This window comes from Actinomycetospora sp. NBRC 106378, from assembly GCF_030269685.1.
GTDB lineage: Bacteria > Actinomycetota > Actinomycetes > Mycobacteriales > Pseudonocardiaceae > Actinomycetospora.
The window spans coordinates 152,674-165,876 of record NZ_BSTT01000011.1 but is presented as its reverse complement, the minus strand read 5'-3'; the positions used below and the strand labels follow the sequence as shown (position 1 = coordinate 165,876).

The 13,203-nt window shown below is 74.5% G+C and carries 15 protein-coding genes; 9 read left to right on the top strand and 6 right to left on the bottom strand.

Features of this window, described 5'->3' with window-relative positions; all coding sequences use genetic code 11:
- The first annotated feature begins 45 nt into the window (after positions 1-45).
- A complete protein-coding gene (locus tag QSK00_RS22460; RefSeq protein ID WP_285594284.1) occupies positions 46-303 on the top strand; it encodes a hypothetical protein in 258 nt (85 codons plus the stop codon).
- Here QSK00_RS22460 and QSK00_RS22455 read toward each other — a convergent pair.
- Positions 290-1,087: an inositol monophosphatase family protein gene (locus QSK00_RS22455; RefSeq protein ID WP_285594280.1), complete on the bottom strand. Its 798-nt coding sequence runs from the start codon at positions 1,085-1,087 to the stop codon at positions 290-292. The two genes, QSK00_RS22460 and QSK00_RS22455, sit on opposite strands and share 14 nt — an antisense overlap.
- Before the next feature lie 65 nt (positions 1,088-1,152).
- Here QSK00_RS22455 and QSK00_RS22450 point away from each other — a divergent pair, with 65 nt between their 5' ends.
- Together QSK00_RS22450 and QSK00_RS22445 are read left to right on the top strand one after the other, a co-directional pair.
- Positions 1,153-1,827 carry a response regulator transcription factor gene (locus tag QSK00_RS22450; RefSeq protein WP_285594277.1) on the top strand — a complete coding sequence of 225 codons (675 nt, stop codon included), beginning with the start codon at positions 1,153-1,155 and terminating at the stop codon, positions 1,825-1,827.
- 12 nt (positions 1,828-1,839) lie between these two features.
- Positions 1,840-3,120, top strand: coding sequence for a sensor histidine kinase (locus QSK00_RS22445; RefSeq protein WP_285594276.1), 1,281 nt, complete (start codon positions 1,840-1,842; stop codon positions 3,118-3,120).
- A gap of 84 nt (positions 3,121-3,204) precedes the next feature.
- On the opposite strand, the gene QSK00_RS22440 is transcribed toward QSK00_RS22445, so the two are convergent.
- Positions 3,205-3,678 carry a GtrA family protein gene (locus tag QSK00_RS22440; RefSeq protein ID WP_285594274.1) on the bottom strand — a complete coding sequence of 158 codons (474 nt, stop codon included), beginning with the start codon at positions 3,676-3,678 and terminating at the stop codon, positions 3,205-3,207.
- A gap of 101 nt (positions 3,679-3,779) precedes the next feature.
- Between QSK00_RS22440 and QSK00_RS22435 the strand changes: the two genes are divergently transcribed.
- The gene (locus tag QSK00_RS22435; RefSeq protein WP_285594272.1) at positions 3,780-4,175 is read left to right on the top strand and encodes a hypothetical protein; all 396 of its coding nucleotides are present in this window, start codon (positions 3,780-3,782) and stop codon (positions 4,173-4,175) included.
- Here QSK00_RS22435 and QSK00_RS22430 read toward each other — a convergent pair.
- The gene (locus QSK00_RS22430) at positions 4,160-4,438 is read right to left on the bottom strand and encodes a DUF1540 domain-containing protein (protein ID WP_502872068.1); all 279 of its coding nucleotides are present in this window, start codon (positions 4,436-4,438) and stop codon (positions 4,160-4,162) included. The two genes, QSK00_RS22435 and QSK00_RS22430, sit on opposite strands and share 16 nt — an antisense overlap.
- Positions 4,439-4,713: 275 nt before the next feature.
- Here QSK00_RS22430 and QSK00_RS22425 point away from each other — a divergent pair, with 275 nt between their 5' ends.
- Positions 4,714-5,595, top strand: coding sequence for an LLM class flavin-dependent oxidoreductase (locus QSK00_RS22425; RefSeq protein ID WP_285594268.1), 882 nt, complete (start codon positions 4,714-4,716; stop codon positions 5,593-5,595).
- Here QSK00_RS22425 and QSK00_RS22420 read toward each other — a convergent pair.
- The gene (locus QSK00_RS22420) at positions 5,555-6,439 is read right to left on the bottom strand and encodes a class I SAM-dependent methyltransferase (protein WP_285594266.1); all 885 of its coding nucleotides are present in this window, start codon (positions 6,437-6,439) and stop codon (positions 5,555-5,557) included. The genes QSK00_RS22425 and QSK00_RS22420 overlap by 41 nt on opposite strands.
- Before the next feature lie 139 nt (positions 6,440-6,578).
- On the opposite strand from QSK00_RS22420, the gene QSK00_RS22415 reads away from it, so the two are divergent.
- A complete protein-coding gene (locus QSK00_RS22415; protein ID WP_285594264.1) occupies positions 6,579-7,835 on the top strand; it encodes an alpha-hydroxy-acid oxidizing protein in 1,257 nt (418 codons plus the stop codon).
- Here QSK00_RS22415 and QSK00_RS22410 read toward each other — a convergent pair.
- Complete coding sequence (locus tag QSK00_RS22410; RefSeq protein WP_285594262.1) at positions 7,829-8,476, bottom strand: DUF1707 SHOCT-like domain-containing protein; 648 nt, start codon at positions 8,474-8,476, stop codon at positions 7,829-7,831. The two genes, QSK00_RS22415 and QSK00_RS22410, sit on opposite strands and share 7 nt — an antisense overlap.
- Before the next feature lie 168 nt (positions 8,477-8,644).
- Here QSK00_RS22410 and QSK00_RS22405 point away from each other — a divergent pair, with 168 nt between their 5' ends.
- Genes QSK00_RS22405 through QSK00_RS22395 form a run of 3 tightly spaced genes read left to right on the top strand, consistent with a single transcriptional unit; the run spans position 8,645 to position 11,543 of the window.
- On the top strand, positions 8,645-9,706 hold the full coding sequence (locus tag QSK00_RS22405) for an ABC transporter substrate-binding protein (RefSeq protein WP_285594261.1): 1,062 nt from the start codon (positions 8,645-8,647) through the stop codon (positions 9,704-9,706).
- Between the two features lie 56 nt (positions 9,707-9,762).
- The gene (locus QSK00_RS22400; protein WP_285594259.1) at positions 9,763-10,746 is read left to right on the top strand and encodes a FecCD family ABC transporter permease; all 984 of its coding nucleotides are present in this window, start codon (positions 9,763-9,765) and stop codon (positions 10,744-10,746) included.
- Complete coding sequence (locus QSK00_RS22395; RefSeq protein ID WP_285594257.1) at positions 10,737-11,543, top strand: ABC transporter ATP-binding protein; 807 nt, start codon at positions 10,737-10,739, stop codon at positions 11,541-11,543. The genes QSK00_RS22400 and QSK00_RS22395 overlap by 10 nt, the downstream gene beginning before the upstream one ends.
- A gap of 23 nt (positions 11,544-11,566) precedes the next feature.
- Here QSK00_RS22395 and QSK00_RS22390 read toward each other — a convergent pair whose 3' ends face one another.
- Positions 11,567-13,174, bottom strand: coding sequence for a sigma-70 family RNA polymerase sigma factor (locus QSK00_RS22390; protein ID WP_285594255.1), 1,608 nt, complete (start codon positions 13,172-13,174; stop codon positions 11,567-11,569).
- Positions 13,175-13,203: the final 29 nt, after the last annotated feature.

The following is a 13,203-nucleotide window of genomic DNA, read 5'->3' as shown; positions in this document are numbered from 1 at the left end:
GGACCCCGACGGAACCGATCGACGTCCGCCCCCGTCAGCACCCGTGTGGGAGTCGACGCGTTGCCGGGCTGGATCGAGGCGCTCGGGCTCGCCCCGGGCACGGTCGTCGTCGGGAACCCGGGGCGGGCCGACCGGGTGTGGTGCGTGCACCCCGGACCGGAGCGGACGTGGGAGGTCTACTGGTTCGAGAGCGGCGAGCGGTACTCGTGGACGCGCTTCGAGGAGGAGTCCGCGGCCTGCTTCCACCTCTTCGGGCGGCTGGCGTGGACGCAGATGATGCGGGGGGTGCTCAGGGCCGGATGATCGACCGCACCGCGTCGTGCAGCACGCCGTTGGTCGACAGCGCCTCGCCGCCGTCGATCCGGTCCACCCCGGAGAAGTCGGTGAGCCGCCCGCCGGCCTCGCGGACGACGACGGCGGGGGCGGCGAGGTCCCACGCGCTGGCCCCGGGTTCGACGGCGGCGTCCATGAGGCCCTCGGCGACGAGCATGTGGTGGTGGAAGTCGCCGAAGGCGCGGCTCTCCCAGGTGGCCTCGGTGAGCGCGAGCCACCGGTCGCGGGTGCCGATCTCGCGCCAGTAGTCGAGGTCGGTGGTGGAGACGTAGGCGTCGGCGAGGTCGGCGACCCCGGAGACCGCGAGCGGCGCCGCGTCGATCCCGCGGGCCGCGTCGGAGGTGAACGCCCCCTGCCCCCGGGCGGCCCACCAGCGACGGCCCAGCGCGGGCGCACTGACGACCCCGACGACGGGTTCCCCGCCGCTCACGAGCGCGAGCAGGGTCGCGAACACGGGCACCCCGCGGGAGTAGTTCTTCGTGCCGTCGATGGGGTCGACGATCCAGTGCCTGGCCGACGGGTCCTCGACGGACGAGCCGCGCTCCTCGCCGAGCACGGCGTCGTCGGGACGCTCGGCGGCGATGAGGCGGCGGACCTCGTCCTCGCACGCCACGTCGGCGTCGGTGACGGGCGTGCGGTCGGGCTTGCGGTCCACCTGCAGATCGCTCGCGCGGAACCGGGAGAGGGTCACGCGGTCGGCGGCGTCGGCGATGCGGCGGGCGAGGTCGAGATCGGCGGCGGGATCATCGGTCACGCGTGCATCCTGCCCGGCGTACGTCCCACACGGATCGCGCACGTGGCGGTCTACGCTCGACGTTCATGACCACCGTGCTCCTCGTCGAGGACGATGCGGCGATCGCCGGACCGCTGTCCCGGGCCCTCACGCGTGAGGGCTACGAGGTGGACGTGGTGGACGACGGTCCGACCGCGGTGACCCGTGCCGGCGACGGCGAGGTGGACCTCATGGTCCTCGACCTGGGGCTGCCCGGGATGGACGGCCTCGAGGTCTGCCGCCGGGTGCGCGCCGGGAAACCGGACCTCCCGGTGCTCATGCTGACCGCGCGCACCGACGAGGTCGACTTCGTCGTCGGGCTCGACGCCGGCGCCGACGACTACGTCGGCAAGCCGTTCCGCCTGGCCGAGCTGCTCGCCCGGGTGCGGGCGCTGCTGCGCCGCCGGGCCCCGGAGATCCTCGACGCCGGGGGCGTGCGGATGGAGCCCTCCGCCCGGCGCGTGCTGGTGGACGGGGTCGAGGTCGGGCTCGCCAACAAGGAGTTCGAGCTGCTCCGGGTGCTGCTCGCCCACGCCGGCCAGGTCGTCTCGCGCGAGGAGATCCTCCGCGAGGTCTGGAACGACCCGGAGATGAAGACGTCCAAGACCCTCGACATGCACATGTCGTGGCTGCGTCGCAAGCTCGGCGACACCGACGGCGGCCCGTCGGGCGGCAAGCGCATCTCGACCGTCCGCGGCGTCGGGTTCCGCTTCAACACGTAGGCCTGGTACTCCGTGAGGCGCCGCATCCTGATCTCGACACTGCTCGTCGTCGCGATCACCGTCACCGTCCTCGGTGGCCCGCTGGCGTTGACCACCTGGCGTCTCGTCGAGGACTTCACGCACGCCGAGCTCGCGGGCCGGCTGCGGGCCGTGGTGGCCACCCTCGACTCGCAGCTGCAGTCCGACCAGCCGGTGGACCTCTCGGAGGTCGCCATCGCCATCCCGCCCGGCGGGTCGCTCGTGGTGCGGACGCCGCGCGGGACGAGCGCGATCGGCGACACCACCGACGCCGACCAGGTGGCCGAGAGCGCGTCGTTCGGCATCAACGGGTCGGCGGTGCTCACCGAGCCCGCCGAGGAGATGCGCTCACGGCAGCTGCAGGCGACCGCGCTGGTGCTCGCCGCGATCGTGCTGTCGGTGGCGGTCGGGGCGGTGGTCGCGACGCTCACCGCCCGGCGCCTCGCCGACCCGCTGCAACAGGTCGCGGGCCGCGCCGCGCGGCTGGGGGCCGGCGACTTCCGGCAGGCGACCCTGCGCCACGGCATCCCGGAGCTGGACCGGGTCGCCGACGTGCTCGACTCCTCGGCCGTGGCACTCGCCGAACTCGTGCAGCGCGAGCGGGACCTGGTCGGCGACGTCTCCCACCAGCTGCGCAGCCGGCTCACCGCTCTGCAGCTGCGGCTCGACGAGCTGGCCACCCACCCGGACCCCGAGGTCTCCACCGAGGGCGGCGCGGCCCTCGAGCAGGCCGAGCGGCTGGCCGAGGTCCTCGACGAGCTGCTGAACTCCGCCCGGGTGGCCCGCGCCGCGAGCGCGTCCCCGCTGGAGCTCGACGGCGAGCTCGCGGCGGTCGCGAACGAGTGGCAGGACGCTGCACGCGGGCGGGGGCGCACCCTCCGGGTGCGGGTGGCCGACGGTCTGGTCGCGCGCGCGACGTCGGCGCGATTGCGGGAGGCCCTCGGCGTGCTGGTGGACAACGCGCTGCGCCACGGCGCCGGGACGATCACGATCGCCGGACGGCACTCCGACCACGACACGATCGTCGTGGAGGTCTCGGACAACGGGGACGGCGTGCCGTCCGAGCTCGCCCCGCACGTGTTCGACCGCGGGGTGTCGGGATCCGCGTCGACCGGCGTCGGGCTCGCGCTCGCCCGGGCGCTCGTGGAGGCCGACGGCGGGCGCCTCGAGCTCGCCCGCACCAAGCCTGCCGTGTTCGCGCTGTTCCTGCCGGTGCCCCGCACCGATCAGGCCGTCGCCTCGCCGCGCCCGCTGCCCGCGACAGGCCCGCGCTGACGGCTCACCCCGCGGTGGCAGGAAAGCGTCGTTGCTGTCATCTCATGACAGCAACGACGCTTTCCTGCCACCGCGGGAAGGACGTCAGCCCGACAGCGCCGTCGGGAAGACCCACCGACGGAAGGCCCACCAGCGGAACGCCATGGCGAGCAGGGTGCCGACGATCTGGGCGCTCACGAGGTCGGCGACCTGCTCGGTGAACGCCGGGACGTTCGGCGTCGCGAGGTCGAGCACGTAGCGCGAGACGCCGAGGGGTGCGGCGTTCACGGCCAACGCGGCGCCGCTGACGACGAAGTACAGGACCGCTTCCCGACGCCGGGCCAACCCACCCCGGGCGCGGAAGGACCACTCGCGGTTCGCGACGTACCCGACGACCGTGGCCACGAGGACGGCCAGGACCTTGGCGGTGACCGGCTTGGGCTCGAGGACCGTGCTCTTGAGCAGCAGGAAGACCGCGGTGTCGACGACGAAGGTGCTGGCGCCGACGAGCGCGAACCGCACCAGTTCGCCGTGCCGCAGCCACGCCGAACTCACGCGGGACCCGGGGGCGGCACTCATCGCGACCGAGTCTAGGACGTTGCCGGACGGCGACCCCGGGGGATCGACAGCACGAGCAGGCAAGCTTAGGCTCACCTCAGTCACGATCGAGGGAGGACGCGATGTCGCTGCGGCTGCCGGTGGGTGAGGTGACCGCCCTGCTCGGACCGGGTCTGGTCCGGCGCCGGGTGATGGCGGCGCTCGACGACGGGTGCGTCCCGGGTGTCGTGCGGCTGACCGCGGCGAAGGACGAGTCGGCGCCCGTGCGGCGGGCGATCGTGGCGTCGGCGGCCGGCGCGGCGGTCGTGCTCGCGGACCGGCTCACCGACGGCCTCGACGCGACCGACCGGCGGACGGTCCTGACGGGTCTGCGCGACCTCGCCGCGGCGGGCGCGACCGTCCTCGTGGACGACGTCGACCCGGTCGCGACGGTCGCGGTCGCGGACGGGGCGCTGCGGGCCGACCGGACCGGCGCCCTCGTCCTCGAGCGGCTGGGCGAGGCCTACTTGGCCTCGTAGGTCAGGCAGTCGGCGACGTCGGCGCCCTGGCCGCCGATCTCCACCGACGAGGCGGTGCACTCGAGCTTGTCGTTGAACCGGCACTCGGAGCGGTGGCAGGCGCCGACGAGGCCACCCGCCTCGACGCCCCCGCGGAACGAGATCTCGACGAAGGTGCCGCAGGCGGAGCCGCCCACGGTGATGGCGCCGGCGTGGCAGACGGAGCCCTCGTTGTACGAACAGCTGGTCGCGGCGCAGGACTGGACGGTCGGCAACTCGCGCATCGAAGTCATGTGACCAGGATGTCCGGATCGCCCGGCCCTCAACAGCAAGCGAAGGCTGCACTCACCCCGGCCCGTCGTCGGGAACACGAGGCTCTGAGCTGCGACGACGCCGTTCGACGCACCCGGGCGGCCGCTCGGACCGACCATGATCGCGACATGCGTCACCGGATCGGGCCATCGGCCCGGGGTGCTTGTCGAAGGTGTGCCTGACCTTCGCCCGATCGGCCCTTGCCGTCGTCCTCACCCGGTGTTCACGTGCGGCAGACTGCGACGCCGTGCGCATCGGCCTGACCGTCCTGCCCGAACATCCCCGCGACGAGGCCACCCGGATCTGGCGCGCGGTCGAGGAGCTGGGGTTCGACAGCGGCTGGACCTTCGACCACCTCGGCTGGCGCAGCCTGGTCGACGGGCCCTGGTACGGCGCGGTGCCGACCCTGTCCCTGGCCGCGCTGGTCACCGACCGGATCGAGATCGGGCCCTTCGTGGTGAGCCCGCACGTGCGCTCGCCCGTCCCGTTCGCCCGCGACGTGCTCGCCCTGGACGAGCTCTCGCGGGGCCGGTTCACGGCGGTGCTGGGTGCGGGGACCCCGCAGGGGTACGACACGGAGGTGCTCGGCCTGCCGCGGCCGACGAGCCGCCTGGCGCGCTTCGAGGAGTTCACGGTCCTGCTCGACCGGCTGCTCACCGAGGAGCGCGTGACGCACCACGGCGAGTACTACACGGCCGTCGAGGCCCGGAACGCGCCCGGCTGCGTGCAGCGCCCGCGGGTGCCGTTCGTGCTCGCCGCCGACGGGCCGCGCACGGTCGACCTGGCCGCCCGGCTCGGCGAGGGCTGGGTGACCACCGGATCGGCCCGGGACGACCTCGGGACGTGGTGGCGCGGGCTCGCGGACCTCTCCGCGGCCTACGGCGAGGCCCGCGCGCGGGCCGGGCACGACCCGGCCTCCGGACGCCGCGTCCTGAACTCCGACGGCGCGCCGGTCTACGCGCTCTCCTCGGCCGACCTGTTCGACGACGTGGTGGGCCGGGCGGGGGAGCTCGGCTTCACCGACGTCGTCGCGGCGTGGCCGCGCCCGGAAGGGATCTTCGCGGGCGACGAGGAGGTGCTGACGCGCGTCAGCCCTTCGTCGCCACCGCGAGCGAGCTCTGCCCGTTGAGGCGCTGGGTCAGCGGGTCGAGGGTGCGCCCGTAGGACTTGGCCACCTCCGCGGCCACGTGCGACTCCGTGGTCCATCCGCGGGCGCGCAGCGTCGCGGCCGGGTCGGGCCGTTCGTCGCTGTAGAGCAGCTGCTGCATGTCCACGCCCATCTTCGTCGCCACGCGCCGGAAGGCCGGGTCGTCGAACTGCTGGGTGATGTTGGTGAAGTCCTCGATCGCCCACTCGGAGCCGGGGGCCGAGAGGTCGTCGATCGCGTCGACGAGCGCGGACTGGGCCTCGGCGGGCAGGTAGGGCAGGAGGCCCTCGGTGAGCCATGCGGTCGGCGTGGCGGGGTCGAAGCCGGCGGCGCGCAGGGCGGCGGGCCAGTCGTCGCGCAGGTCGGCGAGCACGGTCCGGCGGTCGCAGCGCGGCGTGGCGCCCTCCTGGTCGAGGACCGCGTCCTTGAACTCGATCATCTTCGCCTGGTCGACCTCGTAGAACGTCGTGCCGGCCGGCCAGTCGAGGCGGTGGGCGCGCGTGTCGAGCCCCGAGGCCAGGACGACGACCTGGCGCAGCCCGCGACCCGTGGCGCCCGCGAAGAACTCGTCGAAGAACCGGGTCCGGGTGCCCATGTAGCCCGACATCATCTGCCAGAGCTCGTCGTCCGAGTCGTCCTTCGGCTCGACCGGCCGGGTCATGAGCGGCTGTGGCGGGTTGGCGGCGTGCACGAAGGCCTCGGCGTAGGGGTCGGAGATCAGCCCGTCCTCCCGGTGCGTGTCGACCGCCCGGCCCGCGGCGACCACGAGCGCCGTCAGTCCCACGCTCGACACCACGTCCCACTGCTCGAAACGGCTGTCCGTCACGTCCGCCTCCTCGGGTATTGTTAGCTTCCGAAAGCAGAGTCCCCGGATCTCCGGTTCGCGCACAAGCACAGCGTGAGAGGTCCGACACCCTCCGTGCCCGTACGGCACGGTGCCCGCGTTCGTGCTAGACGACCCGTCCATGACGATCGGGACGGGCCGGGCCCGCCAGGAGCAGGTCTACCGCGACGGGGTCTCGGGCTCCCGGCCCCGGGTCCCGACGACGGCGGGCGAGCTCGAGCGGCGCGGGCGGCGGGCGATGTCGCGCCGGGCCGACGCGTACGTGACCGGCGGGGCGGGCGCGGAGGCCACGGTCCGGGCCAACCGGGCCGCCTTCGAGCGCTGGCAGACCGTCCCGCGCGTCCTGCGGGACGTCGGGTCGCGCGACCTCTCGGTCGAGCTGTTCGGCCGCCGGCTCGACCACCCGCTGCTGCTCGCCCCGATCGGCGCGCTCGACCTCGTGGCGCGCGGTGCCGACCTCGCCGTGGCGCGGGGTGCCGCGACGGCCGGTGTCCCGATGATCGTCTCGAACCAGGCGGGCACCGCGATGGAGTCGCTGTCCGGGACCGGTCGGCGGTGGTTCCAGCTCTACTGGTCGACCTCCGACGAGCTCGTCGACAGCTTCCTCGCGCGCGCCGAGGCGAGCGGGTGCGAGGCCGTCGTCGTCACCCTCGACACGACGATGCTCGGCTGGCGTCCGCGCGACCTCGACCTCGGGCACCTGCCGTTCAGCCGCGGCCTGGGCATCGCGCAGTACACCTCCGACCCGGTGTTCTCCCGGCTCGCGCGGGAGCGGGCGGCCGCGCCGCGCTCCGGACCGTCGCCGCGGATCACCCCGGCGGCCGTGCGCACCCTGCTCGAGATCACGCGGAACTTCCCGGGGTCGCCGGTGGAGAACCTGCGCTCCCCGGTGCCGCGGGCCGCCGTCGAGACCTTCCTCGACGTCTACTCCCGCCCGCACCTGAGCTGGGACGACGTCGCCACGCTGCGGTCGCGGACGTCGCTGCCGGTCGTGCTCAAGGGGGTCCTGCACCCCGACGACGCCCGCCGTGCCGTGGACGCCGGGGTTGACGCCGTGCTCGTGTCCAACCACGGCGGACGGCAGGTCGACCACGCGATCGCCGCCCTCGACGCGTTGCCCGGCGTGGTCGAGGCGGTCGCCGATCGGCTGCCGGTGCTGCTCGACTCGGGCGTCCGGACCGGCGCCGACGTCGCGATCGCCCTCGCTCTCGGCGCCCGCGCGGTGTGCCTCGGGCGGCCGTTCGTGTGGGGGCTCGCCCTGGCCGGGGCGGCCGGGGTCGCCCAGGTCGTGTCCGACGTGCTCGCCGAGCTCGACCTCACCGTCGGGCTCGCGGGCGCCTCGTCCGCGACGGAGCTGGAGGTACAGCGCCGCTACTGAGTGCTCTCGACGGCGAGCGGGCGGCGGGTCACCGAGACGCCGCCCATCATCGCGAAGCCGGTGACGCGGACGCGGGCTCCGCCGGGGCGCGTCGGCGCTGCGGCCTGGTCGGAGAAGCCGCCCATGAACCCGACGCCGGTGACCTCGACGACGGTGTCCGGGTCGACCACGACCTCGCAGCCGCCCATGAGCGCGAACGCCTGCACGGTGACGTCGTGGGCGACCCCGCGCAGGTCGACGTTCGCCCCGCCCATGATCGACACGATCTGGAGCGTCAGGCCCCGCGCATCCAGCTGCGCGTGCCGCAGGTCGAGGTTCGTCCCGCCCATGAGGCTCACGGCGCGGTGCGTCAGACCCGGGGTCCACGTCCCGGACCGGTCGGCGCCGCTCATCACGGCGACCGACCCGCTGCTGTCCGGCCGGTCCTTCCCGACGACGGGCGTGGCCGGCTCCGCGCCCGACTCCAGGTCCGCCGTGACGGGCGTCAGCTCGTGGCGGAAGGTCGCGGCGTACGCGGCCCGCTGCCGCTCGTCGCCCTCGACGATCGTGAGCCGGCCGTCCCCGACCGCGCGCCGGACGAGGTCGGCCACCTGCTCGCGCTCGGCGTCCGAGGCGCGGACCGCCGGGGTCGGGTCGCTCATGGGTGCAGCCTCCCGCGCCGTCGACCGGTTTGTCAGCCGTGGCCCACCGCTGACCTTCGACGTCAGCAGAGCGCCACGCTGACGTGCGGCTCCCATTCTCCCTCGTAGACGTAGATACGTGTGATCGGGCGGTTTGAGTCCGCAGCTGCGTGATGCTTGACTGCGCCCGTGATCGATCCGCGACGGCGGACGGCTCCCGCCGTCGCGCTCGCCCTGCTCCTGGTCCTCGCGGCGTGCGGCACGTCCGCGCCGCCGCCGGGCGCGCGGACGGTCACCGACTCCACGGGCGACGCGGTGACCGTGCCGGAGCGCGTCGAGCGGGTCGCCGACGCGTGGCCCGCGCACAACGAGGTGATGGCCATCCTCGGGGCGGGCGCGAAGGTCGTCGCCACGGTGTCGAACCCGAAGCAGACGCCGTGGCTCTACGTGGTCAACCCGCACATGCAGCAGGCGCCCACGGTGTTCACCAACTCCACCGCCGACGTCGAGGGTCTCCTCGCCCAGAAGCCCGACGTCGTGTTCCTCCCGACGAACTCGCAGGTGTCGGCGGCGCTCGGTGGCATCGGGGTACCGGCGGTGCAGCTGAACTTCACCGACTATCCCGGGCTGAAGCAGATGATGACGACGACCGGCGACGTCCTCGGAGGAGACGCCCCGCGGCGCGCGGCGGACTACAACGGCTACCTCGACGCGACCCTGGCGAAGGTCACGGGAGCCACCGGGAGCCTGCCCGACGCCCAGCGCCCCTCCGTCCTGCACGTCACGTCGCTGAACCCGCTGACGGTCGACGGCACGGACACGATCATCGACGCCTGGATCCGGGCCGCCGGCGGACGCAACGCCGCGACGGTGAAGGGCAACAACATCGTCGTCGGCACCGAGCAGCTCCTGGCCTGGCGCCCGGACGTGCTCATCCTGGGTTCGACCACGCTGGTCGACCCGAAGGATCCCGACCGGGCCGTGCGCGACGTGCTGGGCAACCCCACGTTCGCGGGGCTGCCCGCCGTCGCCTCCCGGCGGGTGCTCCTCAACCCCGTGGGTGCTTTCTTCTGGGACCGCTACTCGGCAGAGGGGGCCCTGCAGCTGCTGTGGGCCGGGAAGACCCTGCACCCGGAGCTGTTCGGCGACGTGGATCTGAACGCCACGACGCGCGACTTCTACGGCCGGTTCCTGGACTACCCGCTCTCCCCGGCGCAGGCCGACGCCATCCTCGGCGCGCGGACCCCGTGACCCTCGCCGAGCCCACCCGGCAGGCGCCCGGTCGTGACCGGCGGACGCGCCGGGTCGTGACGGTGACCGTGGTCCTCTCGGTCGCCCTCGTCGTCGGGGCGCTCCTGGCGGCGACGCTCGGTCGGTACCCGCTGTCCGTCCCGGCCATCGTTACCACGCTCGCCGACCCGTCCGCCCACCCGGGGGACGCGCAGGTGCTGTTCGAGGTCCGACTCGTGCGGATCGCGGCCGCGGCCCTGATCGGCGCCGCCCTCGCCCTCGCCGGGGCGGCCTTCCAGGCAGTGTTCCGCAACCCGATGGTCTCCCCGGACGTGCTCGGCGCGTCGGGCGGCGCCGGGACCGGCGCGTCGCTGGCCCTGCTGCTCGGTCTCGGTGTCGCAGGCATCCAGACGCTCGCCTTCGTCGGCGGGCTCGGAGCGGTTCTGCTCGCCCTGCTGGTCGACCGGCTGATCGACCGGCGCGGCTCGGTGCTCACCCTGATCCTCACCGGACTGGTGGTGTCGAGCACGTGCTCGGCGCTCATCTCCCTGATCAAGTACGTGGGGGATCCCGAGAACAGGCTGCCGCAGATCACCTTCTGGCTGTTGGGCGGCCTCTCGTCGGTGCGACCGAGCGACGTCGTGCTGCTCGGCGGGTCCCTCCTCGTCGGCGGGGCCGTCCTGATCGCGCTGCGTTGGCGGCTCACGGCGCTCTCGTTCGGCGACGAGCAGGCCACCGCGCTGGGCGTCGACGTCCGCCTCGTCCGGCTCACGACCATCGTCGCGGCCACGTTGTTGACGGCCGTCGCCGTGTCGGTGTCCGGCGTCGTCGGGTGGGTCGGCCTGATCATCCCGCACCTCGCGCGCATCCTCGTGGGCTCCGACAACCGCGTGGTGGTCCCGGTCGCGGCGATCGCGGGCGCCCTGTTCCTGCTGGGTGTCGACACCGTCAGCCGGGCCGTCTCGGCCATCGAGATCCCGCTCGGCATCCTCACGGCACTGCTCGGTGCGCCGGTGTTCCTCTACCTGCTCGCCCTCGGACGACGACGCGGATGGCTGTGAGCCCCGAGGTCGTCCTGCGCCTGCAGGACGTCGCGTGCGGCTACGCGGGCCGCGCCGTCCTGTCCGGGGTCTCGCTCGAGGTCCGGGCGGGGGAGATCCTCGCGCTCCTCGGGCGCAACGGCGCGGGCAAGACGACCCTGTTCCGCACGGTTCTCGGGCTGCTCCCCGCCGTGGGCGGCACCGTCGAGGTCGGCGGTCGTCCGCTCGACCGGCTGTCCCGCCGGGAGCGGGCACGGCAGCTCGGGTACGTGCCGCAGGTCGGGGAGGAGCCCTTCGGACACCGGGTCCTCGACGTCGTGCTGCTCGGCCGGACGGCATCCCTCGGTTGGCGTCCGGTCCCGGGCCCGCGCGACGTCGCCGTGGCCCGTGAGAGCCTCGACCGGCTCGACATCGCCGACCTCGCCGAACGCGGGCTCGGCGAGCTCTCCGGCGGGCAGCGTCAGCTGGTGCTCGTCGCGCGGGCGCTCGCCCAGCGCCCGGCCGTGCTGATGCTCGACGAGCCCACCGCCAATCTCGACCTGGGCAACGAGGTGCGGGTCCTCGCCTGCCTGCGCGATCTGGCCGCCGACGGCGTCGCCGTGGTGTTCACCTCGCACCGCCCCGAGCACGCCTTCGGGGTCGGGTCGCGGGCGCTGCTGCTCCAACCCGACGGCTCCTACACGGTCGGTCCGGTCCGCGACGTCCTGACGGCGGTGGACCTCGGCCGTGCCTACGGCGTCGAGGTCCGGATCACCCCGACCGACGGCGGGCACGGGCCGACCCTCTGCGCCGCCGTCCTGCCGTCACCACGGACGTGATCGTCCGAGGGGCGACTGATCGGTCAACGGAGCAGCACGTCGAGCACCGGCTCGAGAGCGCCGCGCCGGGCCGCCCGGTCGCCGAGGACGTCGAGGTCGAGGTCGAGGTCGAGCAGATGCAGGTCGACGGGGGAGCGCTGGGCGGTGAGCCGGCTGCCGTCGGTGCCCCACCGGCCCGAGGTGACCCGCCCCGACGAGAGGACGGTGGACGCCGGGTCGGGCAGCGGGTCGGACGTCGGCCGGTCGTCGTGCCAGGACGTGTCCGGCCACGTCTCCGGATCGGGGGCCGACGCGCCTCCGCGACGAACGACCGGGTCGCGGTCGGGCGCCGGCGCCTCCGACGCGCTCCCACGCCCCGAGGTCGACCCGTTGCCGCGCCGGGACGCCGGTCCCGCCCCGTGCCGGGCCGGCCCGCCAGGACCCGACCCGTCGCCGGGCTGCACCGAGGCGCTGGTCGGGAGCGGCACCGGCACCCCGTCGAGGTGCCCGGCCGTTCCGTCGGGACGCGGTGCGGGAGGCGGCGGGGTGACCGGCACCGACCCGACGTCGGGAAGGAGGACCGGCGGCGGCGCGGCGACCGGCGCGTCCGGGGTCATCGTGCCCAGGGCGGTCGCGGTGGCGATGCCGAGGCCGGCGAGGCCGAGGACGGCCGCACCGAGGCGGCGGGTGCGGGGGACCTCGGCGGTGCGGGTGAGGCCGCCGATCGCGCCGATCACCCCGACGACGCCGCTGCCGGCGACGACGAACTCGGCGGTCGACGGGACCCACGCGCCCTGGCGGGCGGCCAGGTAGCCGACGAGGGCGGCGCCGAGGACCAGTGGCCCGATCGCGGACCGGACGATGCCCGAGTTGACCTCGCGCAGCTCGGCGGCGAGGGCGCGGCACTCGGCGCACTCGCGCAGGTGCTCCTCGACCTTGGCGGCGTCGCGCTTCGAGAGCCCGCCGCGCGTCCAGGCGCCGAGCTTCTCCTCGGTCTCGCGGTGTCGACGGTCCTTCGGCGGCGCTCCGGGCCCGCCCCCGGCGAGGTGTTCCTGCAGGTAGGCCTGGCGCAGACCCTCCCGGGCGCGGTAGCCGAGGGCCGAGACGGCGTTCGGGGTCAGGCCGAACAGCGGCGCGATGTCGGCCGGGGAGTCGCCCTCGACCTCGAGGTGCCAGAGGACGGCCTGCCAGCGTTCGGGGAGGGTCGCGAAAGCCCGGGCGGCGAGGGAGCGCTCGAGGCCGGCGACGGCCGGGTCGGCGAAGGGGATGACGGTGCGCTCGGGGTCGACGCCGACGACCTCGCCCATGTCCTCGGTGAGGTCGAGGCGCCGTTCCGCGCGGGTGCGGTCGTAGGCGAGGTGGCGCAGCGACGTGAGCAGGTAGGCGCGGAACGCCTCGGTGGGGCCGCCCCCGGCGCGCAGGATCTCGAGCAGGCGGGCGAAGGCGGCCGAGACGAGGTCGTCGGCGTCGGAGGGGGAGCGGGCGAGCTGGCGGGCGAGGGCGCGGGCGGCGTCGCGGTGGCGGGAGTAGAGGGTGCCGAAGGCGACCGTCGAGTCGGCGTCGGCCGGGCGGCCGCGGATGACGGAGAGCAGGTCCGCGTCGCTGGGTCCGGGCAGGCCGGAGCCCGCTGCGGTACCGCCGTCCTCGGGCATCCGGGCACACCTCCCCCCTCGCCGAGGAG

Coding starts and splice junctions, on each gene's coding strand:
- QSK00_RS22450 (WP_285594277.1), top strand. CDS start 1,153: ATGACCACCGTGCTCCTCGTCGAGGACGATGCGGCGATCGCCGGACCG.
- QSK00_RS22440 (WP_285594274.1), bottom strand. CDS start 3,678: ATGAGTGCCGCCCCCGGGTCCCGCGTGAGTTCGGCGTGGCTGCGGCAC.
- QSK00_RS22435 (WP_285594272.1), top strand. CDS start 3,780: ATGTCGCTGCGGCTGCCGGTGGGTGAGGTGACCGCCCTGCTCGGACCG.
- QSK00_RS22430 (WP_502872068.1), bottom strand. CDS start 4,438: ATGCGCGAGTTGCCGACCGTCCAGTCCTGCGCCGCGACCAGCTGTTCG.
- QSK00_RS22415 (WP_285594264.1), top strand. CDS start 6,579: ATGACGATCGGGACGGGCCGGGCCCGCCAGGAGCAGGTCTACCGCGAC.
- QSK00_RS22410 (WP_285594262.1), bottom strand. CDS start 8,476: ATGAGCGACCCGACCCCGGCGGTCCGCGCCTCGGACGCCGAGCGCGAG.
- QSK00_RS22395 (WP_285594257.1), top strand. CDS start 10,737: ATGGCTGTGAGCCCCGAGGTCGTCCTGCGCCTGCAGGACGTCGCGTGC.
- QSK00_RS22390 (WP_285594255.1), bottom strand. CDS start 13,174: ATGCCCGAGGACGGCGGTACCGCAGCGGGCTCCGGCCTGCCCGGACCC.